This is a genomic window from Solibacillus sp. FSL K6-4121 (genome assembly GCF_038002585.1).
In the GTDB taxonomy this organism is placed as follows: Bacteria; Bacillota; Bacilli; order Bacillales_A; family Planococcaceae; genus Solibacillus; species Solibacillus faecavium.
Genome location: NZ_JBBOCS010000002.1, coordinates 1626166 through 1650014, shown reverse-complemented (window position 1 = coordinate 1650014; position 23849 = coordinate 1626166). Strand labels below are relative to the sequence as shown.

Below are 23849 nucleotides of genomic sequence, written 5' to 3'. Positions count from 1 at the left end.
GACATATTTTTTAGGGGGATTTTGTTTTGAATGAGCAATTGACACATGCAGTCGATGATCGACATGCGGTATTAAGTATTGCTACCAAACCACGTGATACCATTCGTTATGTTCTAACACATAAAAAGTTATCTTATTTCATTATCGTAGGTATTATCGGTATGTTTGCAAGCAATTTAATTAGCTTTATCGGCTCGGATTTTACAGGGGCATATACTTTAGGTGATATCGTTTATTCGACATTATTATCAAGTTTATTGCTCTACTTTCTTTCTACAGCATTATCAGCGGGTGTTTTGACACTATCAGCAAAAGCATTCGGCGGGATAGGTAAGTTTAAAGAAATGTTCCGCATGATTAGTGTAACGATGATTCCTTATATTTGGATATTACCGATACTATTGTTTTGGATGCAATTTGCGCCGCAATCTTTTTTTAATATTACTTATATTGAAACATCATTAAGTGATTTAATCCTACAGTTTGTATGTGGTACGTTTATAATTATCGCCAGTTTATGGACATATGTTATAACAGTAGTTGGTATTTCAGAAGTGCACCGAATTTCAACATGGAAAGCATTTTTCGCTTCCTTTATTGTGATAATAGTATTAATGGTAAGCGCTGGTTATTTATTGTTTTAAAAAAAGACATTCACATTGTAGCATCTTGTGAATGTCTTTTTATTTTGTAAAGTAAAACATTAAGACGGGTTAATCACATCTGGATTATTGCCATTTTGAATATGACTATTCGATCCGGTAATGTCATAAGCAATTAATGTTACGTTCAACTTTTCTTCCAGTTGTTTGATTGCACTAAGTTTTTCACTATTCAGTTCGGCAAATTTTGCATCTTCCAAAAAAATCACATCCTTTATTAAATTATAAAATAAGTATGAGGGATATTTTAATATTTATCCGTTTGCAGAAATGTGTTATTGGGGTATACAAAAAGTAACGCAATATAAGTTATGTGAAGTAAATTATCCCCGCATCAATACAAAAGTTTGATGTTTTTCTCTGAAGTTGAATAAGAAAAAAGTAAACTTATCAGAGTAATAGCTTGTCCTTGGGTTTCTTATTTGCGTGCAATTGTAGGTAGAAGTTGGGAGGTGTAACAATGGAATCTTATAATGTTTCTATTTTAATAAATGAATCAGATAAAAAAGTTAAAGACAATATAAAACTTGATTATCAAACATTAGATTTAATAGTCAAATCTAATGGAGTATGGTTTGATGACAAAGGACATTCAGTTGTAAGTGTTCATATAGGTTTAGAAAATGATGCAACAATTTATATTTCTGAAGAATAAAATATATTTCGTTCAGCTACTTATGCATGATCAATTGAGTGATATCTAATACTTCCTATTACTAAGTACAAAAAAAGCCCTAGAAACATTGATTTAACAAAGTTTCTAGGGCTTTTTAAGTTACTCTTTGCAGAGTCAACTACTAATTAACGAGAGTAGAACTCGACGATTAATTGTTCGTTGATTTCAGCAGATAATTCAGAGCGCTCTGGCATACGTACGAAAGTACCTACTTTAGAGTCTGCATCGAATGATAAATATTCTGGTACGAAGCTGTTAACTTCTACAGATTCAGCTACTACTGAAAGGTTAGCTGATTTCTCACGTAATGAGATCGTTTGACCTGGTTTTACTGAGAATGATGGGATATCAACGCGTTTACCATCAACTAAAATGTGGCCGTGGTTAACTAATTGACGAGCTGCACGACGAGTGCGAGCTAAACCTAAACGGTATACTAAGTTGTCAAGGCGAGTTTCAAGTAAGATCATGAAGTTTTCACCTTGTACACCTTGTAATTTACCAGCTTTAAGGTAAGTGTTTTTGAATTGACGTTCAGTCATACCATACATATGACGTAATTTTTGTTTTTCAGTTAATTGTAGACCGTACTCTGATTTTTTACCGCGAGAGTTCGGGCCGTGTTGACCTGGTGCGTAAGGGCGTTTTGCGATTTCTTTACCTGTGCCGCTTAATGAAATACCAAGACGACGAGATAGTTTCCAAGATGGACCTGTATAACGAGACATAATTGTGTCTCCTCCTTTAAATTTGGTTTTTGTTGTAAAAGAAAAAACCAGTTGTACCCGACATTAAACGGTATTCTATTTTCATGTATCTTCGCCCATGCAGCCGAGAGGGTTACACAATACACCATTCTAATAAGTTAGAAGGAACAAAATACACGATTAAGTTATACAACTACTGCATTCATTTTACACAAAGGCTATTGTATCTTTTTTTTAACAGCACGTCAACAATTAGTACTATTTCCGTGAAGTAGTAAATGTTAAGTATGAATTATTAGAAGAATAAAAGAAGTAAATGGGAGATAAAACATCAATTAGTAGAGGTAAACTACCGGAAAAATTAATGTTAGGTAATTATACATATAAGGGAAAATGGTGATGAGACAGAAAATATTCGTTTTTCTAATAAAAACGATACTATTAGGGGTGTTTATTAGAAAAATATTACATAAATAAATAGTCAAATAGACACGATAAGTGTATACTTGATGATAAGTAATAAGAAACTGACAATGGCAATAGCGAAAGAAAAGGTGATTTAATGGTGGAAAATCAACTAAAGATTGATCAATTTAAATCTAATATCCTGAACCTTTGTATGAATTCAAATATACAGCAAAATAAACTTCATGACTATTTTCTGCTATTGGAAGAGAGCCTGGCAGATTTTTTCAAAATGGAAGATTGTTTTTTATTCCATTTGATTGATAACAACCTAAAACCGGTAACCAACCTGAATTATTATAATATCGATTTTAATTTATTAGTCCCTTATCTAAATGGAAATAAGGTTGTAGAGTTACCTAAGTTTTTAAAGGAACTTTCGTATTTCAGAAACCATACAAATATAATGCCACTTATGAGTAACAATAAAATCGATGGAATCATTGTTTTTAAATATAAAAAAACAACTCCCCCTTTCGAAATACAATTAACAGAAGATATTATAATTAATATCTCCTCCGTTCATAAATATTTAGTGCAAAATTATGAAGTACATTCAAATGAGCAAAAATATCGTAAACTTTATGGAATGACTGACCTTTTTCACTCCACGATGGATATTGATGTAATTTTGCAAAATGTACTGATTACGATTGAAGATAATTTTTCAGATTTAGAAGTAGAACTGATATTATCAAATGATCAGGATCGTCAAACGAAAATCCAAATAAAGCCTTTTGATTACTTGTCAGAACGACCTTCAACAATCGAGGCGTTTGTATCTGGAGAGTTAAAAGAGGATATAGCCATAGAATTGGACTGTCGTTTATTAAACGTACCTATTAAAGGTAGGCAAGCAATTTACGGCATATTACAGGTAAAAGCACCTATTAATTATTCCTTTACCAATTCAGAGAAAGAGTTTATAAAAATGCTTGCCCAGGCATCAGGGAATGCATTGGAAAATGCCAAACTCTATCACCAATCACATCGACTAATCAGCGATTTGCAGTTAATTAACGAAACTTCTCATCGTTTGAATATGAAGTTGACGATTAACGAAATGCTTTTATTTTTACAAAAACAATTATTAAAGTCATTCCAACCGATGGAAGTCGGGTTTTTATTTAAAGGGAAAGATCATTATGAAATGACGGAAGTCTGTACTCCGTATTTTAATCAAGATAAATCTCTAGCATATATACATTATGTAGAAAAGCACTTTAAAGTAAAACAGGATCCGTTATTTATCGCTGATTTTAGTCGTCTTATTGCGGAGGAAATTGAATATAAATCAGTGATGGCTATTCCAATGATTGTGGAAGAAAAGATTATTGGATTTAGCATTGTATTGCATCAGGAACCGTATTTCTTCTCCTTTGATAGTTTTAAGTTGATGCAATCGCTTATTCATCATTCTTCTTTAGCTATTTCCAACTCTGTTTTACGGGAGCAATTACAGGAAATGGTGGATCGTGATCATTTAACAAAGCTTTATGCCCGTAGTTACTCTGATACTTATGTAGAAAAATCAATTCAAAAAGATGACTCAGGTATGTTTCTTCTAATTGATATTGATAACTTTAAAAAGGTTAATGATACGTTTGGACATCAGGTTGGGGATAAAGTGCTCGTTCAAATTGCTGTTCAATTAAAAAAGAAAATTGGTTTAAGAGGGATCTGTTCAAGGTGGGGCGGTGAAGAGCTCGCAATTTATATTCCGAACATTCTAGAAGATGAGGCAATGAAAGTTTCGAAAGAGCTAGTGGATCTGATACCAAAAGTAACGAAACCTTCTGTCACAATTTCGGCCGGAATGGTTACATGGTATAAAGGAAAGCGACCGGATTTTCAACATATCTTTTTACAGGCGGATACAGCTTTATACAATGCTAAAAGTAACGGGAAAAATCGCGTTTGTGTGTTTGAAAGTTCAATGGAACTAAAATGTTAAAGGGAGAACCTGAAAATTAATTCAGGTTCTCCCTATTTTCTATTTAAAAATGTTTTAAGAGCACACTGACAAATCGCTCTAATCCTGCTTTATCTTCCAATGAAAAACGAGCTTCATTCGGGCTATCAATATCCAAAACGCCAAATACTGTTCCATTTGCAGTTAAAGGAATGACGATTTCCGATTTAGATGCTGCATCACAGGCGATATGTCCAGGGAAAGTATGTACATCATCCACCATAATTGTTTCATTGTTTTCGACTGCAGTTCCACAAACACCGCGTCCAACAGGAATGCGCACACAAGCAGGTAATCCCTGGAATGGACCAAGAACTAATTCGCCATCCTTCATTAAATAAAAGCCAACCCAATTGATATCTTCTAAAAAGTAATTTAGTAAAGCTGAAGCATTACTTAAATTAGCAATGAGGTCGTTTTCCCCATCCAATAATGCGTCAAGATGTTTTGCAAGTTGCTCGTACTGCTCTGTTAGCGTACCGCTGTAAGTAATATTAGAAAACATATAAAAAACCTCCAATTAAAATATAATTTTTTGCTGTAAAGCCTCGTGATGCTGATGTAAATCCTGTGCAGTATGTGCATCAGATCCAAAAATAATAGGTATGTTTAATTCTTTTGCAAATTGTACAAATGGTAATGGCGGATAGGGCTCCTTGCAGAAAGGTTTACTTATACCGGCACTATTGAAATCAAGTTCATAATGATACTGCTTCATTAAAGTGAGGACTTCCTTAATACGCAAGGAGTCGTCGATTTGTTCTGAATGAGCAAGCTGAAATTTATGAATTAATGTTGGATGACCTATTCGTGTCGGCTTGTAAGGGCCCAAGTCTGCCAAAATCGATTTTTTAACCGTTTCGTAATAGAGTTCGTACATAGGGGCGATTCCGCCTACCTTATTAGCAAATTGTAAATAGACTTTGTCGGAAAAGTCAATGCATACATACTCGTCTTCTGCCTTTAAAAAGTGAACTGATAAAATGGCATCATCGAGGAAAGGACCAAACTCATTTAGAAAGTGACGAGTTTGATTCTCGAAACCAATAATATAATCAACTTCTAAACCGATATTAATAATAATTTTTGACTGGTAGCGTTCTTTAAGTCTTTTCAGTTGATGAATGTAGTCTTTCAAATATGCTTTATCCATGCCACTATCCTTGTCGGGTGTTGGATCGATAAAGCCATCAGGTAAAGGAGCATGTTCTGTAAAAGATATTTCTTTGAATCCACTTTCAATCGCTTTATCGATATATTCCTCGAATGAATCTGTAGAGCCATGTGGGCAAAAAGGGGTATGTATATGTCCATCGCGCATCAATTTATGCGACCTCCTTCAAAAATATGGGATTTGCAGTAAAAAAACCTGTAAATAGTTCAACAAATAGTATAAAACATGTTATTATTAATAAGACATATATAAGTAATTTATTGATTTTAATTGGGATTAGGGGGCTTACAATGATAAATTATATCATCATTGTTGTCGTCATACTATTAGCATTATTGATTGTAGGGTTGGTAGTACGACGCAAGCATAATGCAGAAATAGGACGATTAGATAAAGAAAAGTTACAAATCCAACACTATCCAATTTTTGAAGAGCTAGCTAAAGTAAAAGCGCTAAACATGAATGGTCAAACAGAAGAGCTATTTGAAAACTGGCGAAATCGATGGTTGGATGTTGTGGATAAACAAATTCCGAAAATTGACGAATTGTTATTTGATGCGGAAGAATTTATTGATCGTTTTAAATTCAAAAAAGCTACGCATACAGAACGAGAAATTGATCAGGAGCTTACAAAGTGTGAGCAAGTTCGTGTGCAAATTATTACAGAGCTAGACGAATTAATCGGCAGTGAAGAAAAAAACCGTATCGAAATTGAACAATTGAAAGAGTATTACCGCTCAGCTCGTAAAACGATCTTGGCACATCAACATTCATTTGGTCCCGCTTTAGAGGAACTGGAAAAGAAACTAGAGCAGTTTGTACCAAAGTTTGAAGAGTTTGATGAGTTAACGAAAGACGGTAACTACCTACAGGCCCGTGAAATTGTACTCCAACTAAATGATGAAGCTCAAACAATCTTTAACCTACTAAATGAAGTACCAACATTACTTACAGAAATACAGACAAAAATTCCGACAGCGATTCATGAGTTACGAAATGGTCAGCGTGAAATGGAAGAGCAAAACTACTATTTGCGTCATTTAGAGCTGACAGAATACCTGGATGGGCTTGAAAACGAATTAGACGTATTGAAGGAAGCAATTGCCGAGTTGAATTTACAGACTGTATTGCCACGCATTCAAACGATTAATGATGAAATTGATCATTTCTATAATTTACTGGAAAAAGAAGTAATGGCAAGAAAATATGTCGAACGCAATTGTTCGGGTATGTATAGTACGATTAATGAAGTGATGCGATTAACAAAAGATATTAGTGATGAAGTGGCTTATATTCAGCATAGCTATCGATTGCAGGACAAAGAGGCTGAAATTCCAAAAGTCGGTTTGAAGCATTTAGAAGTTTTACAAAGACGCTATGAATTATTGTCTACGCGTGTACAGGAAGAAAAGTCCGCATATTCAAGCCTTCAGGAAGAATTGAAGGAAATTACAGATGAAATTGAGCGTATTGCAGAAGAACAAGAGAGCTTTTCAAATAAATTAAAGAATTTACGGATTGACGAGAATAAAGCAAGGGCTGAATTGGAAACTTTAAAGCGTTTGCTACAAAATACAGAACGCTTGCTAGGACGTGCCAATATTCCTGGGATACCAGAGGAAATGGATGCGCGATTGGAAGAAGCGGCAGAACGTATTTTTGTAGTAGTTCAAAGTTTACAGGAAGTACCACTAAATATTGTACAAGTAAACCAACATTTACTAAGTGCAAAGCAATCCATTGAAGAAACACATGAAAAAGCACAGGAAATGATTGAGAATGTTTTAATCATTGAACGTCTCATTCAGTTTGGTAACAGATATCGTGCCAACAATCGTCAAGTGCATGAAAGTTTACTTGAAGCAGAGGATGCATTTAAAAAGTTCCGCTACATAAAGGCATTGGAAGACGCAGCAAGGGCAGTTGAAATTGTTGATCCAAATGCTATTAATCGTATTGAAGAGCTTGTACAAGAACAACTGATTTCAAAATGATAAGCATAACGGTTACATGTTGAACGATTTAGCGTTATAATAAATAAGCAAATTAAAGAGGTTGTGGTAATGGTTTAATAGACTATTATCACAACCTCTCTGCTTGAGATGAAATTACCTATAAAGTATTGCTTTACGTTGGGGTAAGTGTTATCACGCCACCTTGTCGCAAAGCTAAATAGTTAAAAAAGAAGGTAGAGTATAGATGATTTATTTAGATAATAGTGCGACAACAAAACCACACGAGGATGTTCTAAAAACATTCTTGGTAGTAAATGAACAGTATTTTGCAAATCCGGCTTCCATCCATCGTGCCGGTGTTGAGTCAAATACGTTATTAACAAAAGCTCGTGAGCAATTAGCAAGTATTCTCCATACTGAAGAAAAGAACATATTGTTTACTTCCGGGGGAACTGAGTCAAATAATGCTGCACTTTTTGGTCTTGCAAAATCAAGTAATTTTAGAGGAAAGCATATTATTACGACAGAAATAGAGCATCCATCGATTTTGGAAGCTGTTAAGCGTTTAGAGGAAGAAGGCTATGAAATCGACTATTTAAAAGTGAATAAGTCTGGGCTTATTTCTTTAGAGGAATTACAGCAAAAGCTTCGTAAAGATACTATTATCGTAAGCATTATGCACGTAAATAACGAAATGGGTGCAATACAGCCAATTAAAGAAGCAGCCCAACTAATTCATAAAGAATGCCAAGCAATGTTCCACGTAGATGCGATACAAAGTTTCGGTAAGCTGCCAGTATTGTTTGATGGCGATAATGGTCCGGATGTTATTTCTATTTCAGGACATAAAATTCATGGTCTGAAAGGGAGCGGTCTGTTAGCATTTCGTAAAAAACCACAACTGAAGGCATTTATCGTTGGTGGGGGACAGGAATTTGGTTTACGCAGTGGAACTGTTGCAGTACCACAAGCTGCTGCGTTGGCAAAAGCTGCGCGTTTAGCTGTTGAGAAAATGCCTGTACATGTCGAGAACTTTAAAAAATGGTCAGCAGAGCTGCATCATTTCTTTGAGCAATTTGATCAAGAGGTTTATATACTTTCCCCAAAAGACGGTGCACCACATATTTTATCGTTTAGTGTAAAAGGATTAAAAGGTGAAATTTTAATTAATGCATTACAAAAACGCGATATTATCGTTTCAACATCAAGTGCCTGTTCATCTAAACAAACGAAAACAAGCCATGTTGTGGAGGCAATGAATATCGATAGTCGCTACAAAAACGGCGTATTGCGTCTAAGCTTCGGCGCTAATAATACAGACGAAGATATTGCTGCATTTAAAAAGCAATTTTCAGTAGTTATGAAAGAGTTAAAAGGAGAAATTACACAATGATTTTTAAAGAAATTTTAGTTCGCTACGGTGAATTATCAACAAAAGGTCGTAACAAAAAAGATTTTATCAGCCGTTTACGTGATAATGTCCGTTATTCATTCAATGATATTGCACCACTGAAAATTCGTGCAGAACGTGATCGTATGTTTATCGAAATAGAAAACAAAGAGAAATTTGCTGTGTTAATGGAGCGTTTACCTAATGTATTCGGTATTCAATCTATCAGCCCTGTTGCATCATGTGAAAAAGATTTAGATGTAATGAAGGCATTAGCTATGGATATTTTAGAAGACTACCGTGATCGAGGCGATTTAACATTTAAAGTGGAAGTGCATCGTACAGATAAAACGTTCCCACTGGATACACATGAATTGCAGCGTGAAATGGGTGCAACCCTATTACCAAACTTTCCTAACTTTAAAGTACAGGTGAAAAATCCGGATGTCGCACTTCGAATTGAAGTACGTGAAGATGCGATCTATATGATGGCACAAGTAATCCAAGGTGCTGGAGGAATGCCAATCGGTTCAAATGGCCGAACACTGTTAATGCTTTCCGGTGGTATTGATAGCCCAGTTGCTGGGTATTTAATGATGAAGCGTGGCGTTAGACTGGATGCCATTCACTTCTTCAGTCCACCATATACAAGTGATAATGCATTGCAAAAAGTAAAAGAACTAGCAAATGAGTTAACTAAATTCGGTGCAAATGTTCGTCTGCATGTCATTCCATTCACAGAATTGCAAGTAGCCGTAAAAGATGCAGTACCGGATAATATGTCTATGACTTCCACTCGTCGTATGATGATGAAAGTTGCTGATAAAGTTCGCGAAGAAATTGGTGCACTAGGAATCGTTACAGGTGAAAGCCTAGGGCAAGTTGCGTCTCAAACATTAGAAAGCTTAACTGCTATTAATGATGTGACAAACACGCCAATATTACGTCCGCTAATTTCAGCAGATAAAAATGACATCATTAAAATTGCCAAAGATATAGGCACCTACGAAACATCAATACAGCCTTTTGAAGATTGCTGTACGATTTTTACACCATCTAGTCCGAAAACTAAGCCAAAATTAGAAAAAGTACTGCATTTTGAAAGCTTTACGGAATTCGATGATTTAATTGAACGAGCAGTGAAAAACCGCGAAGTTCATGTGTTTCCACAAAAGCAGGTAAAAGAAGATAAATTTGCTGATTTACTATAAGTTTAAACTCTAGAAATGATTTCCTAATGGAACTATAAATTACCTGCTTTTTTTGTGTATTAAACTTTTCTCCTGGTGCATTCTAATGTCACAAGGAGGTGAGCAACACATGGCAAACAACAATAGTTCTTCAAACAAATTACGTGTACCTGGTGCACAACAAGCGCTTGACCAAATGAAATACGAAATTGCACAAGAGTTTGGTGTACAATTAGGAGCAGAAGCATCATCTCGTGCAAACGGATCTGTAGGCGGAGAGATTACGAAACGCCTAGTTCAGATGGCTGAGCAACAATTACGTGGTGGAAACCAATAATAAAAATTTAAAAAAGGGACCGTTACTTTAAGTAGCGGTTCTTTTTTATTTTGCAGGTAATAAAATAATTTATTCATTAAAAAAATGGCGGAATATTTTGATATTAATGAACTTCATTATTATACTTAAATGGTAAGATCTTTTTAAACAAAGGGGAGATTTAAAATGATTCAAGACTATTTAGTAGCACCAGCAAATTATAATATTGTGGATGAATTTGAAAAACACGAAAATAAAGCGAATAAAACTGCATTGATTTTTCAAGAGGAAAATGGAAAGGAAAGTCGCTATACATATGAAGAACTTTTGCTGCAGGCAAATCAGGCTGCAAATGCCTTTTATGCAAAAGGGTTAAAAAAGGGTGATGTAATTTTAATTATGCTACCACGCTGTTTGGAAGCATATGTGTCATATATCGGCGCATTAAAAGCAGGACTAGTAATAATTCCAAGTTCAGAATTACTAAGAGCAAAAGATATTGAATACCGTTTAATTCATTCTGAAGCAAAAGCAATTATCGTAATGGAGCAATTTGTAAAAGAATTTGAAAGTGTTGAAAGTTTATCCAATGTTGAACGATTTATTGTTGGGAACAACAAAGAAGGTTGGACATCGTTAATGGATCTTGCTCAGCAACAATTAAACGAATTTAATTCTGTAAATACAACATCAAATGATTTAGCGTTTTTAGCCTATACATCTGGAACAACGGGAAATCCAAAAGGTGTAATGCATTCACACGGTTGGGGATATGCGCATTTACGTACGACAGCCGCAGAATGGCTTGGCGTACAGGATGGTGATACGGTATGGGCAACAGCAGCACCAGGTTGGCAAAAATGGATTTGGAGTCCTTTTTTAGCGGTGTTGGGAAGTGGTGCAACAGCATTTGTATATAAAGGGAAGTTTGATGCAAAGCAATATTTGCAATTAATAGAGCAATATAAAATAAATGTTCTTTGCTGTACACCAACTGAATATCGCATGATGGCTAAATTGGACCAATTAGGCTCATTTGATTTAAATTCATTACGAAGTGCAGTATCTGCAGGTGAACCGTTAAATCGGGAAGTAATTGAAACATTTAAGCGAGAGCATAATTTAGTAGTGCGGGATGGATATGGACAAACGGAAAACACATTGCTAATAGGAACATTGCTAAATACAGAATTACGTTCCGGCTCAATGGGAAAACCAACTCCAGGTAACATTATTGAATTAGTAAATGAGGATGGTGAGCCGGTTCCGGTAGGTGATGTTGGGGATATTGCTGTACACAAATCAACGCCAGCACTATTTAAAGGCTACTATAAAGATCCAGAGCGTACGGCAATTCAATTTCGTGGAGATTGGTATATAACAGGTGACCGTGCTACAAAAGATGACGAAGGTTACTTCTGGTTTGAAGGACGCAATGATGATATTATTATTTCCTCGGGCTACACAATTGGTCCGTTTGAAGTCGAAGATGCTTTAACGAAGCATCCTGCAGTACAAGAGTGTGCAGTCGTTGCAAGTCCTGATGAAGTACGGGGAAATATCGTAAAAGCTTTTATTGTATTAAAAGACCAATCGTTGAAAGATAGCCCAACAATTGTTGAGGATTTACAAAATCACGTTAAACAACTGACAGCACCATACAAATATCCACGTGTGATTGAGTTTTTAGATGAGTTACCTAAAACAATTTCAGGGAAAATACGTCGTGTCGAACTGCGTTCAAAAGAGTTGAAATAACAGTTTCCGACATTATTTCCTGGGGAATAAGGGAAAAAGGTGGCGAACTTTGCCGCCTTTTTTTGTGGGAAATGAGGATAAGATAAAACTGGTGAAATGAAATGCTTTTCATTGAAACTTTTTTAATATACCATCGTACATATAATAAGGAGGCGAAGGCATGAATACAAAACGAGTAGTAGCTTTAATAATAGCTGCCGTATTATTATTTTTCTCAATAGGGATTAATACGATTATTACAATTTTTAAAACGGATTTCTTTAGTAGCTTTGATATGCTAGGGTCAGATGCACTTACATATGAAAATGTAGTCGAAACAGGTGATTTTACGAAGCGTATTGCTAATCTAAAAGTTGATGGTGTAATTCAGGATGTTGGTGAACCAAGTATATGGGAAACTGTAGGTTATAATCATCAAGTATTTCTTGAACAGCTGGACGCTGTTTTAAACGATGAAACAGTTAAGGCAGTTCTTTTAACGGTTAATACGCCAGGTGGTGGTGTAATTGAATCAGAAGAAATATATCAAAAATTATTACAGATTAAAGAAGAAAGACAAATACCGATTTATGTAACAATGGGGGCGATGGCTGCTTCGGGTGGCTATTATATTTCAGCACCAGCAGATAAGATTTTTGCTCAGCGTGAAACGATTACAGGATCAATTGGTGTAATTATGCAGTCGATCAATTATGAAAAATTAGCTGAAAAAATCGGCGTAGAATTTGAAACGATTAAATCCGGCGAACATAAAGATATGTTCGGGGGGCCACGTCCTTCTACTAAAGAAGAGCTGGCAATGCTTCAGGAGATGATTGATGAGTCGTATGAACACTTTGTCGATATTATTGAAGCTGGACGTAATATGTCAGAAGCAGAAGTGAAAAAAGTTGCGGATGGTCGTGTATTAGGTGGTACACAGGCATTAAGAGCTGGCTTAGTCGATGAAATTGGTAATGAAGAGGCAGCCATTAATGCATTACGGGCAGATTATGGCCTTGAAGATGCACAGTTGTTTGAATATACGAAAAATACAACGAGCTGGGGTTTATTTTTAGGGGCCAAATTAGGCTCAATGTTCAGCCCATCAGCAGAATCGCAAGTTTTATCTAAAATTATTTCATCAACGAATTCACCACGTATGATGTATTTATACGGTGACTATTAATAGGAGGGAAAGCAATGACTGAAGCAATCGAAGTAGTTGATACAACATCTGCCGAAGAGCTGCCTTCTATTAAACAAAAAACAGCAGGTTTTTGGATGCGTTTTTGGGCTTTTATACTGGATTCTCTAGTTGTTAGTGCAATAGTGGGGATATCTATAAAACCAATATTTGCGTTAATGGATTGGAACACAGCTAGCAATGTCTGGTATGCACCAATGACCATTATATCCGGAATCATTTTTTATGCTTATTTTGTCCTGTTGACGAAGTTCTTCAAGCAAACATTAGGGAAAATGGTTTTTGGTATAAAGGTAGAAAAAGAAAATGGCGAACCTTTGGACTGGATGACTATTCTTTTTCGTGAAGTAGTAGGCAGATTCATTAATGGTACATTATTGTACTTACCATATTTAATCGTCGCATTTTCGCCAAATAATAAAAGTATTGCAGATTATTTTGCGGATACTGTTGTCATTCATGAGAAGATTTATACTAAAGATGTTTAAGAAAAATTAGAAGGGGAAATGTAAACTATCGACACCTTCTATATAAAAGAAAAGGGTTGCTTCGTAATCAATTTTGATGCTGAGCAATCCTTTTCTTTATTTAGGAAGTGAATGTGAGTTCAGTTAGTTGCATTTTTCAAATCATGTTTAGTAATATTAGGGAATATAAAGGAGGCGTATAGTTATGGCACAAGTAACATTTAAAAACGGTCCGGTAACATTAATCGGCAATGAAGTAAAAGTAGGGGATCAAGCCCCGGATTTTAAAGTATTAGCAAATGATCTATCTGAGGTAACACTAAAAGACTCTGAAGGTAAAATTCGCTTATTTTCAGTAGTACCATCATTGGAAACAGGTGTTTGTGACAAGCAGACACGTACATTTAATGAAGCAGCAGCTAGTTTAGGTGAAAATGTAGTTATTTATACAGTTTCAATGGACTTGCCATTTGCTCAAAAACGCTGGTGTGGAGCAGCAGGTATTGACAATGTCATTACAGTATCTGACCACCGTGATGCATCTTTTGGCGAAGCGTATGGCGTACATATGAAAGAATTACGCCTATTAGCACGTTCGATTTTTGTAGTGGATGAAGCCGGCAAAGTAACTTATGTAGAATATGTTCCAGAAGGTACAGACCACCCAAATTATGACGCAGCGATTGAAGCTGTAAAAGCTCTTTCAAAATAATTTCGTTTTTGACGATTTTGTTGTAAAGTAAATACATGATGATGGATACCCACTCAATAATTATTGAGTGGGTTGTTCATTTGTGGATTGAGAAATAGATTTCAACAAGGAATCCACAGATGAAAAGAGGTGGTGTTTCACTTTTTAGTGGGAATCGTTTCTTCGATGAATAGGAATGAGGGAGTTATTTTTATGGAGAAGTTTGAACAAATCTTTAAATACATTAATGACCATGCTGAAACAATTGTTGCCCAGGAAGAGCAGGATTATTTAGAAGCGTTGTTACAAACATTGGAAGAAACACTTGATGGGAAATTTGATTGGCAAGTAGAAGGTGCAACCAAGGAAGATATGCGTAAAGCTATCCAAATTGCGATTCTTAAAGGTATGCGTAAAAGTGCTCAGCCAAATCACCAAATGACCCCTGACACGTTAGGACTGATTGTGAGCCATTTTGTGGAGCGTTGCTTTGAACAGGAACTCACTGAGCGATCAATATCAATAGTAGACCCAGCCCTAGGGACAGGAAATTTACTGTTTACATTAATGAATGCGTTTGAAGGCAAAGTGGAAGCTACTGGGGTAGAAGTTGATGATGTGCTAATTCGATTAGCTGCAGCAACTGGAGACTTAGTTGAACAACCTGTAACACTATTTCGCCAAGATGCACTCGAGAAGCTACTAGTCGATCCGGTAGATGCAGTGGTATGTGACTTACCTGTAGGTTATTATCCGAACGAAGAAGTAGCACTTGATTATGAATTATGTGCTGCAGAAGGAATGAGTTATTCACACCACTTATTTATTGAGCAATCGCTGAATTACACAAAAGAAGGCGGCTTTGCATTTTTCTTAGTTCCATCTAACTTATTTGAATCTGATCAAGCAAAGCAATTGCATCAGTATATTAAGGGCCATGCGTGGATTCAGGCTGTCATTCAACTACCTGAAAATCTATTTGCTTCAAAAGCACATGAGAAAAGTATTTTAATTTTACAGAAGCAAAGTACACAACTAAAAGCACCACGCGAAGTATTATTGGCAAAAGTACCTAATATGTCCAATAGAGAAGCGTTGGCAATGTTTTTTGAAAAGGTACGTATGTGGAAAGAAAGCAATAATCAAAAACGTTAATTCACATTAAGACGTTAGTTTGGTTACTGCCTTACAACTGAAGAAACAGATATTATTGAACTAAAAAGCCATCTCTCAATTTGAGGAGATGGCTTTTTACTTTTAAATTATGAAATCATTCTGGAGTACGAATTACTAATACATCACATTTAGCAGTTCGAACGATCGATTCAGAAACGGATCCGATTAAGAAACGTTCTACAGCGTTTAAACCAGTAGCTCCACAAATGATTAAGTCTGCTTCAACAATATTTGAAAGGTCTTTTGTAATGATATTTTTAGGAGAACCATACTCGATGATAAGGTTTACATTCTCAACACCAGCTTCTTCTGCCTGCTTTTTATAGCCATTCAGTAATTCTTCAGAGTGTTGTTGAGCACGCTCAGCGATTGAACGGTCATAAGCTTCGATAGCTGCAAAAGAACGTGTATCGATAACGTTTACTAGATTAATTGTTGCACCTTCATTACGTTTTGCTACATCAATTGATTTTCGGAACGCATATTCAGCCTCTTTAGAACCGTCTACTGCTACTACAATGCTTTTATAATGATTTGCCATTTCCATTACCTCCTAATATTTCTATGACTTTATTATAACAAATGATTATCGAATGGAAATAGCTAACACGGAAAATTAAAAAAATTACTATTATTATGTCATCTATTATGTGGAAAACGTACATAATTTGTTCAAATACTATGATAATATATTTTTATTACACTTTTAAATATTATTTTCGATTTTTAGCAGAGTTCACTATTCTGAATAAACTTTATATTTAAAATAAATCTACTATTTTTGTGTTAAAGTTGGTAGAATGGATTTGAATTATGTTATGCATTTTTCTAAGCGCTATTTATAGGGAGGAATTACGTTGAAAATCGGGGTACCGAAAGAGATAAAAAATAATGAAAATCGAGTGGCAATGACACCAGCAGGAGTATTGTCATTAATTGCTAATGGTCATGAAGTGTATATTGAACAAGGTGCTGGCTTAGGTTCGGCATTTACAGATGATGACTATATTGCAGCAGGCGCAAAAATTGTTGATACAGCTGCAGATGCATGGAATGCGGAAATGGTTCTGAAAGTAAAAGAACCAGTTAAAAGCGAATATAATTATTTCCGTGAAGGTTTAATATTATTTACGTATCTACATTTGGCACCAGAACCAGAGCTTACAAAAGCATTAATTGAAAAACGTGTTACGGGAATTGCCTATGAAACCGTTCAATTACCAAACCGTTCATTACCACTATTGACACCGATGAGTGAAGTGGCAGGGAAAATGGCGACTCAAGTTGGTGCGCATTATTTAGAGAAATACCAAGGTGGAAAAGGAATTTTACTTGGGGGTGTCTCAGGCGTTCCACGCGGAAAAGTAACTGTAATTGGTGGGGGTATTGCTGGTACGAATGCAGCGAAAATTGCAGTTGGTATGGGTGCGGATGTAACAATAATTGATTTAAGTCCGGAACGTTTACGTCAGCTTGAAGATATTTTCGGTCGGGATGTACAAACTTTAATTTCAAACCCTTACAATATTGCTGATGCTGTTCGCTCAGCAGATTTAGTTATAGGTTCTGTTTTAATTCCTGGAGCTAAGGCACCAAAATTAGTAACAGAAGAAATGATTAAATCGATGTCACCAGGTTCAGTAGTAGTTGATATTGCGATCGACCAAGGTGGCTGTTTCGAAACTTCTGAAAAAGTTACAACACATGACAACCCAACATTTGTTAAACATGATGTAGTTCACTATACAGTTGCAAATATGCCAGGTGCAGTGCCACGCACATCTACACTGGCATTAACAAATAATACTGTGCCATATGCATTACAAATTGCCAATAAAGGATTCATTAAAGCATGTTTTGACAACCCAGCGTTAAAGCTTGGTTTAAACACGGTTGATGGGCATGTTGTCTATGAGGCGGTAGCAGATGCACAGGGATTACCTTATGTAGCTGTAGATGACGTTTTAGGCGTATTAACAGGATTAAACAGCTGAAAAGTATGAATAATAAAACACTCGGATGTTATTAATAACGTCCGAGTGTTCTTTTATGAATGTTTATTTCACTGAAACAAGCTCTGTCGTAATTTCACCTTCGAAGTTAGTAACTCGAATTATACCGTAATCCTTTGCTAAATAAAGTTTAGATCCGTTTGGGTATTTGATGACTACAACATTTTTAAATGTCCCGGCTTTAGTCTTTAAAGTAGTCGAAGTACTTTCGACAGTTACCTCTGTTTTCGTATCCGATTCAATTCCATAATCCGTATCATAAATTGTCGATTTTTCCTTCATCGGATAACTTAAAGAAAAGAAGAATACATCGGAATAGGCAACACCAAGTTCGAAACTATTTTCATTTTCAATATATGTGTAGCCAATAAAGTCTTCTTCCATTAAGCTAACGGAATTTCTTATATCCGGATTCACGGAAGCTTTATACGTAGTTTTTGCTCCACCTTCTAATGAAGGTTCATAAGTATAGCTTCGATTAGCTTTAGGAAGTAAACCGTTTGTAATAACAGGCGCCTTTTTAGGTTCATATTTTTTCGGTTCTTTTGTTGTTAAAGTTTTTGAAAGAATATAACCCTTATTGCCATTATGTTTTATATAAGACCATTGACCTTCTTTTGAAAGAACAGTAACTTTAGACAAGTTTTCAAGAAGTGATAATTTTTTTGCACTAGGTGATGGAGCATCACGTAAAAAAATATTTTCTTCCGCATTAATAAACTGAGTCGACTCGGCATGTGCTGGCTGCGTTTGTAATAAGCTAAATGGCATTAGAAGCATGAGCAAGATGATTAGCATAAATAACGATAATTTTTTCATGATGCACTCCCTTTCTTCGTATTTATTTCCTCTTGTAAATTACCTATTCCTCAATTTTACCTATAGAAAACAAGTAAAGATTTGGGAATAGCCTTAAAAGTACATTAATCCTAGTAGGTGAATACTAGTTGTAAACGTTGATATACCTTCACTTAACATCTTATTCTCACAACGAAAATTTATATCATATCTCCTGGAAAAAATATTCTCAAGGACAAGTATATTACTGAGATTTTTCTTTATTCCTAATTATTAAATAAAGTTAAAAAATGCTCTAAACGTGTAAATTTTTGAATTCTGATTAAACAACTTTATAAAATTCCCCTGCTATTCCAAACAAAAAAAGCTGTATGAAAGTTAAAACGCAACTTTCAATACAACCTTTTAATAAGTTAAAATATATTTTTAGGACTGTTAAAACAGACAGTCAGATTTAAAGGATAACTAATTCCTTGGTAAACTTCGTTAATACTTCTACGCCGTCATTTGTTACGACTACATCATCTTCAATTCGAACTCCGGCTGCGTCTGATTTATAAATACCTGGCTCAATTGTAAATACTGTACCAGGCTGTAAGGTCATTTCGTTTGTTCCTGTAATCGATGGGAACTCATGAACAGAAATCCCAAGCCCGTGACCTAATCGGTGAGTGAAATATTCACCGTAGCCTGCATCTGTAATAATATCGCGAGAAATTTTATCTAAATCCTTTGCACGAACTCCAGGTTTTACTGCTTCGATTGCAGCTTCATTTGCGCGGCGCACTGTATTGTATACTTTCATTTGCTCCTCATTTGGCTGACCGAATGCTACTGTGCGTGTAATATCAGAACAATATCCTTCATAAATTACGCCTAAATCAAATAATATGAAGTCACCTTTTTGGATTTTACGATCTCCCGGTGTACCATGTGGAGAAGCTGTTTTTTCACCGGCTAATACCATCGTATTAAAGCTCATCGCATAACCTTTTGCTTTAATAGCAGATTCAATCGTATTTAAAATTTCCATTTCTGTTTTGCCTTCAGCGATTGCATTACAGCCAACTTCGATTGCGAAGTCTGCTAATTGCGCTGCTTTACGTAACTTCACAAGCTCTTCTTCGTCTTTGCAAATGCGGAGTGCATTTACCTTTTCATCGATATTTGTAAACTTCAACGTATCAAAACGTTCTTGTATTGCTTCTAAACGTTCAACAGTCAAATGGGATTTTTCGATTGCCAATGTATTGAATGATACGTTACGTGCTTTAACAGCGTTTGCCACAACATCCCATGCATTTTGAGTATCTTCATGTCCGATTACTTCATAAGACCATCCCGCTGCTACAACATCTGGTATTTCCATTTTCGGACAAATTAAAAAAGGCTCTGCGTCTTTAAATACCATGACACCGAGTAAACGTTCATGCGGATCACTTTTAAAATTAGAAAAGTAAAACACATTATCGGGAGTAGTGATAAAAGCAGCATCCCACTCATTTTCTACTAAATATTGCTGTAATTGATTTTGCTTTGACATATTAAAAATCCCCTTTTATTTCCTAAGAATGAATTCATAATTAAGCATATCAAAAAAAGGAGATTTATGCATAAATATCGAATATATTAGTGGTGACAATATATCTTTTAGGAGGGTAATTTTATGAAAGTTTCATATCATGGGCATTCAATTATAAAAATAGTAACGAATGGTACAACTATTTTAATAGACCCTTTTATAAATGGAAATGGTCTTACAGATTTAAAAGTTGAAAACGAAAATCCGGATGTTATTTTATTGACACATGGTCATAATGATCACGTAGGAGATACGGTAGAGTTGGCCAAAAAGAATAATGCACTCGTTGTAGCACCAAATGAGCTAGCCGACTATTTAGGCTGGCAAGGGTGTAATGTGCATAATATGCATATTGGAGGAGCTCATGAATTCGAGTTTGGAAAAGTGAAATTTACCCAGGCTTTCCATGGTTCTTCATATGTAACGGAGAATAAGGAAATTATTTATACGGGTATGCCTTCAGGGATTTTATTTACAGCAGAAGGAATAACAATCTACCATGCTGGAGATACGGCATTGTTTGGAGATATGGAACTGATCGGAAAACGTCATCCAATTGACGTAGCTTTCCTGCCAATCGGCGACAACTTTACAATGGGACCAGAAGATGCTGCGTTTGCAGTATCATTACTAAAACCAAAAATCGTTGTACCAATCCACTACAATACATTCCCGCCAATCACACAAAATCCTGATGAATTTGCGAAACTTGTAGAAGGGGCGGAAGTCCAAATTCTACAGTCAGGGGAATTTGTTGAATTTTAATATGAAAAAAGCAAACTGCCCAACCTAGTAGACCAGGTTGGGCAGTTTGTCTTATTTTCTGCTGTTTTTTATAAGTAATAATGAGGGTATAGATATGGAAAATATATAATTGCAACGTTTAAATATGGTACACTAGGGACATAAATGAATGATGAGAAATAGGTGATGTAATTGTCAACGAAACACGAGAAGATTTTACAATACATTGAATCACTACCAGTTGGCGATAAAATTTCTGTTCGTCAAATTGCAAAAGAAATGCAAGTAAGTGAAGGGACAGCTTATCGTGCGATTAAAGAAGCTGAAAATCGCAGGCTAGTCAGCTCAATTGAACGTGTAGGAACAATCCGTATTGAAAAGAAAAAGAAAGAAAATATTGAACGATTAACATTTGCAGAAATTGTAAATATTATTGATGGTCAAGTGTTGGGTGGAAAGTCAGGCCTACATAAAACGTTAACTAAATTTGTAATCGGTGCGATGAAGCTTGACGATATGATGCGATATACAGATGCGGGAAGCCTTCTGATTGTCGGAAATCGTACACAAGCTCATGAATATGCATTAAAAACCGGTGCGGCCGTATTAATTACAGGTGGTTTTGATACGACGGATTCAAACAAAGCATTGGCTGATGAATTGGATTTACCGATTATTTCAACAAGTTACGATACGTTTACTGTAGCAACAATGATTAACCGTGCTATTTATGATCAATTAATCAAAAAAGATATTTTGCTTATTGAAGATGTATATGTACCAATGGAGGATACTGCTGTTTTAAGAAATAGTGATACTATTGCAGACTTCCATAAACAGAATCGCAGAACTACACATGGCGCATTCCCGGTTTTAACACATCAAAACAAGCTAGTTGGGATGATTACGAGTAAGGATGTTATTGGCAAAGAAGAGTCAGAGCCGATTGATAAGGTCATGACAAAGAGTCCAATTGCAGCTTCTATGAAAACAAGTGTAGCTTCTGCTGGTCACCGAATGATTTGGGAAGGGATAGATTTGCTTCCTGTCATAGATGAAGATGGCTTGTTAAAAGGTGTTATTAGCCGTCAGGACGTTCTAAAGGCGATACAATTAGCGCAGCGTCAGCCACAGCACGGAGAGACAATTGATGATTTAGTTAAAAATGAGATGCGTGTTATGGGCGAAGAAGATATCGCCGTTGAGTTTACAGTCACACCGCAAATGACGAATCAATTTGGTGCGATTTCTTATGGTGCCTTTACGATTTTACTTTCAGAAGTTGGGGCTTTTGCGTTGAAACGACGTAAACGTGGCGAAGCCGTTGTAGAAAATATGAATATTTACTTCATCAAGCCTGTGCAGATGGAGAGTGTATTAACAGTTCGTCCAAGAATTTTGGACATGGCACGTAAATTTGTGAAGATGGATTTTGAAGTATTCAGTGGAGCAAATCTTGTTGGTAAAGCAATGATGACATTCCAGCTTTTAGAAAGATAAATACAGCAGTAATATTGAATTTTAATAATAAAAAGGGTGTCCTCAAGGTAATACCTATAAAAACACCCTTCTCATTTACTTATTCAATTCATATTCTTCATGTACGTAACGACCTTCATGGCGCATACGTTTATAATTGTTTATACCTAAGCCGGCACCTAAAACGATAAATACAGCTGCAATGGCAAATCCAATGATATCAGGATATAAGATTATTGCATTAAGACCGAAGAAAATTAAAAATGCTGCAAGTGAAACACCTGCTTTTGCAGTATACCATTTTCGGCGAATAGGCAAAGTGGAGCGGAATTGCTTCGTTTTAAAATAAAAGTAAAATACAAGTGATGCTACAATACCAGCAACGAACAGAAAATTTAAATAGACCATAGTGAACCTCCTAGTAGCCAAACTACTAAATATTGTAACGATTTTTCTTGAAAAATGATATAGGTATTCACTATGTGCGAGGGGGAAATGTTGTGAAACGTCAAATAATTGACAAAATTAAACAATATGACACGATTATACTGCATCGTCATGTAAGGCCAGATCCAGATGCATATGGTTCTCAAATTGGCTTGGCAGAATTAATCCGTGCGAATTATCCGGAAAAAGAAGTATATACAGTAGGTGAACATGATCCGTCTTTATCGTTTTTAGCTTTCCCACAGCATATAGAAGATACGCAGTTTAATAATGCACTCATTATTGTAACTGATACTGCAAACACAGAGCGTATTGATGATGATCGTTATCAAAAAGGTGATTTTATTATTAAAATCGATCACCACCCAAATGACGATGCATACGGTGACTTACTGTGGGTTGATACGAATGCAAGCTCATGCAGTGAGATGGTTTATGAACTTTATGAGGAAGGCAGAGAATATGCGAATTGGCAAATGTCCGATGCAGCAGCTCGTCTTTTATTTGCAGGAATAGTTGGAGATACGGGGCGCTTCTTATTCCCCAGTGCGAGTCCAAAAACATTTGAAACTGCAGGTCAACTAATCCAATATAATTTCGACCGCAATCAAGTGTTTGATGGTATGTATGAAATGGAACGCAAATTATTGAATCTTCAAGGTTATATATACCAGCATTTCGAAATGGATGAAAACGGAGCGGCTTCGATTAAATTGCCTACATCTGTTTTACAGCAATATGATGCAACACCTTCCGAAACATCTCTTTTAGTTGGCTCATTGGGAAATGTGAAAAATATCCGAGCATGGGTGATGTTTATCGAAGACAATGATACAATTCGTGTGCGTATACGTTCAAAAGGTCCGGTTATCAATGGACTGGCAAAAAAATATAATGGTGGAGGGCACCCATTGGCATCCGGTGCAACAGCCTATACTTGGGAAGAGGCAGATCAAGTAATTGAAGATTTAAAAGCTATTTGTAAAGAATATAAATAATATG

General features: G+C 35.8%; 24 protein-coding genes. 16 read left to right on the top strand and 8 right to left on the bottom strand.

Annotated features, from left to right (window positions below; all coding sequences use genetic code 11):
* Nucleotides 1-26 precede the first annotated feature (26 nt).
* Nucleotides 27-644, top strand: a complete 618-nt coding sequence (locus MHH95_RS18000; protein WP_340728693.1) for a YIP1 family protein — start codon at nt 27-29, stop codon at nt 642-644.
* A 59-nt stretch (nt 645-703) separates the two neighbouring features.
* Here the strand turns inward: MHH95_RS18000 and MHH95_RS17995 are convergent, their stop codons facing one another.
* A complete protein-coding gene (locus tag MHH95_RS17995; protein ID WP_340728692.1) occupies nt 704-871 on the bottom strand; it encodes a uroporphyrinogen-III decarboxylase in 168 nt (55 codons plus the stop codon).
* Nucleotides 872-1122: 251 nt separating this feature from the next.
* On the opposite strand from MHH95_RS17995, the gene MHH95_RS17990 reads away from it, so the two are divergent.
* Complete coding sequence (locus tag MHH95_RS17990; protein WP_340728691.1) at nt 1123-1317, top strand: hypothetical protein; 195 nt, start codon at nt 1123-1125, stop codon at nt 1315-1317.
* Between the two features lie 146 nt (nt 1318-1463).
* Here the strand turns inward: MHH95_RS17990 and rpsD are convergent, their stop codons facing one another.
* The gene (gene rpsD, locus MHH95_RS17985) at nt 1464-2066 is read right to left on the bottom strand and encodes a 30S ribosomal protein S4 (RefSeq protein ID WP_191700593.1); all 603 of its coding nucleotides are present in this window, start codon (nt 2064-2066) and stop codon (nt 1464-1466) included.
* Between the two features lie 541 nt (nt 2067-2607).
* On the opposite strand from rpsD, the gene MHH95_RS17980 reads away from it, so the two are divergent.
* The gene (locus MHH95_RS17980; protein WP_340728690.1) at nt 2608-4464 is read left to right on the top strand and encodes a sensor domain-containing diguanylate cyclase; all 1857 of its coding nucleotides are present in this window, start codon (nt 2608-2610) and stop codon (nt 4462-4464) included.
* A gap of 43 nt (nt 4465-4507) precedes the next feature.
* Here MHH95_RS17980 and MHH95_RS17975 read toward each other — a convergent pair whose 3' ends face one another.
* Nucleotides 4508-4987, bottom strand: a complete 480-nt coding sequence (locus MHH95_RS17975; protein ID WP_340728689.1) for a GAF domain-containing protein — start codon at nt 4985-4987, stop codon at nt 4508-4510.
* 15 nt (nt 4988-5002) lie between these two features.
* Nucleotides 5003-5806, bottom strand: coding sequence for a histidinol-phosphatase HisJ (gene hisJ, locus MHH95_RS17970; protein ID WP_340728688.1), 804 nt, complete (start codon nt 5804-5806; stop codon nt 5003-5005).
* A 140-nt stretch (nt 5807-5946) separates the two neighbouring features.
* On the opposite strand from hisJ, the gene ezrA reads away from it, so the two are divergent.
* The 9 genes from ezrA (at nt 5947) to MHH95_RS17925 (ending at nt 15764) form a co-directional block, all read left to right on the top strand.
* On the top strand, nt 5947-7650 hold the full coding sequence (gene ezrA, locus MHH95_RS17965; protein WP_340728687.1) for a septation ring formation regulator EzrA: 1704 nt from the start codon (nt 5947-5949) through the stop codon (nt 7648-7650).
* 205 nt (nt 7651-7855) lie between these two features.
* The gene (locus MHH95_RS17960; protein ID WP_340728686.1) at nt 7856-9004 is read left to right on the top strand and encodes a cysteine desulfurase family protein; all 1149 of its coding nucleotides are present in this window, start codon (nt 7856-7858) and stop codon (nt 9002-9004) included.
* Nucleotides 9001-10212 (top strand): tRNA uracil 4-sulfurtransferase ThiI, encoded by a 1212-nt coding sequence (gene thiI, locus MHH95_RS17955; protein ID WP_339213452.1) that lies wholly within the window; start codon nt 9001-9003, stop codon nt 10210-10212. Before MHH95_RS17960 ends, thiI begins: the two co-directional genes overlap by 4 nt.
* Before the next feature lie 109 nt (nt 10213-10321).
* A complete protein-coding gene (locus MHH95_RS17950) occupies nt 10322-10528 on the top strand; it encodes an alpha/beta-type small acid-soluble spore protein (protein ID WP_191700586.1) in 207 nt (68 codons plus the stop codon).
* A 165-nt stretch (nt 10529-10693) separates the two neighbouring features.
* Entirely contained in the window at nt 10694-12265 is a 1572-nt protein-coding gene (mbcS, locus tag MHH95_RS17945; protein WP_340728685.1) for an acyl-CoA synthetase MbcS, read from the top strand.
* Nucleotides 12266-12425: 160 nt separating this feature from the next.
* Nucleotides 12426-13433 (top strand): signal peptide peptidase SppA, encoded by a 1008-nt coding sequence (gene sppA / locus MHH95_RS17940; protein WP_340728684.1) that lies wholly within the window; start codon nt 12426-12428, stop codon nt 13431-13433.
* A gap of 14 nt (nt 13434-13447) precedes the next feature.
* A complete protein-coding gene (locus MHH95_RS17935; RefSeq protein ID WP_340728683.1) occupies nt 13448-13939 on the top strand; it encodes an RDD family protein in 492 nt (163 codons plus the stop codon).
* Nucleotides 13940-14123: 184 nt separating this feature from the next.
* Nucleotides 14124-14630: a thiol peroxidase gene (tpx, locus tag MHH95_RS17930; protein WP_340728682.1), complete on the top strand. Its 507-nt coding sequence runs from the start codon at nt 14124-14126 to the stop codon at nt 14628-14630.
* Nucleotides 14631-14822: 192 nt separating this feature from the next.
* Nucleotides 14823-15764, top strand: a complete 942-nt coding sequence (locus MHH95_RS17925; RefSeq protein WP_340728681.1) for a class I SAM-dependent methyltransferase — start codon at nt 14823-14825, stop codon at nt 15762-15764.
* A 115-nt stretch (nt 15765-15879) separates the two neighbouring features.
* Here MHH95_RS17925 and MHH95_RS17920 read toward each other — a convergent pair whose 3' ends face one another.
* Nucleotides 15880-16326, bottom strand: a complete 447-nt coding sequence (locus MHH95_RS17920) for a universal stress protein (RefSeq protein WP_191700580.1) — start codon at nt 16324-16326, stop codon at nt 15880-15882.
* 316 nt (nt 16327-16642) lie between these two features.
* On the opposite strand from MHH95_RS17920, the gene ald reads away from it, so the two are divergent.
* The gene (ald, locus tag MHH95_RS17915; protein ID WP_340728680.1) at nt 16643-17779 is read left to right on the top strand and encodes an alanine dehydrogenase; all 1137 of its coding nucleotides are present in this window, start codon (nt 16643-16645) and stop codon (nt 17777-17779) included.
* A 63-nt stretch (nt 17780-17842) separates the two neighbouring features.
* Here the strand turns inward: ald and MHH95_RS17910 are convergent, their stop codons facing one another.
* Together MHH95_RS17910 and MHH95_RS17905 are read right to left on the bottom strand one after the other, a co-directional pair.
* The gene (locus MHH95_RS17910; protein WP_340728679.1) at nt 17843-18616 is read right to left on the bottom strand and encodes an SH3 domain-containing protein; all 774 of its coding nucleotides are present in this window, start codon (nt 18614-18616) and stop codon (nt 17843-17845) included.
* Between the two features lie 433 nt (nt 18617-19049).
* Nucleotides 19050-20138, bottom strand: a complete 1089-nt coding sequence (locus MHH95_RS17905; RefSeq protein WP_340728678.1) for a M24 family metallopeptidase — start codon at nt 20136-20138, stop codon at nt 19050-19052.
* A gap of 123 nt (nt 20139-20261) precedes the next feature.
* Between MHH95_RS17905 and MHH95_RS17900 the strand changes: the two genes are divergently transcribed.
* Together MHH95_RS17900 and MHH95_RS17895 are read left to right on the top strand one after the other, a co-directional pair.
* The gene (locus tag MHH95_RS17900) at nt 20262-20942 is read left to right on the top strand and encodes a metal-dependent hydrolase (protein WP_340728677.1); all 681 of its coding nucleotides are present in this window, start codon (nt 20262-20264) and stop codon (nt 20940-20942) included.
* Between the two features lie 171 nt (nt 20943-21113).
* Nucleotides 21114-22421 carry a DRTGG domain-containing protein gene (locus tag MHH95_RS17895; protein WP_340728676.1) on the top strand — a complete coding sequence of 436 codons (1308 nt, stop codon included), beginning with the start codon at nt 21114-21116 and terminating at the stop codon, nt 22419-22421.
* A 75-nt stretch (nt 22422-22496) separates the two neighbouring features.
* Here the strand turns inward: MHH95_RS17895 and MHH95_RS17890 are convergent, their stop codons facing one another.
* Nucleotides 22497-22808 (bottom strand): YtpI family protein, encoded by a 312-nt coding sequence (locus MHH95_RS17890; protein ID WP_191700574.1) that lies wholly within the window; start codon nt 22806-22808, stop codon nt 22497-22499.
* A gap of 92 nt (nt 22809-22900) precedes the next feature.
* Between MHH95_RS17890 and MHH95_RS17885 the strand changes: the two genes are divergently transcribed.
* A complete protein-coding gene (locus MHH95_RS17885; RefSeq protein ID WP_340728675.1) occupies nt 22901-23845 on the top strand; it encodes a DHH family phosphoesterase in 945 nt (314 codons plus the stop codon).
* The last annotated feature ends 4 nt before the right edge of the window (nt 23846-23849 follow it).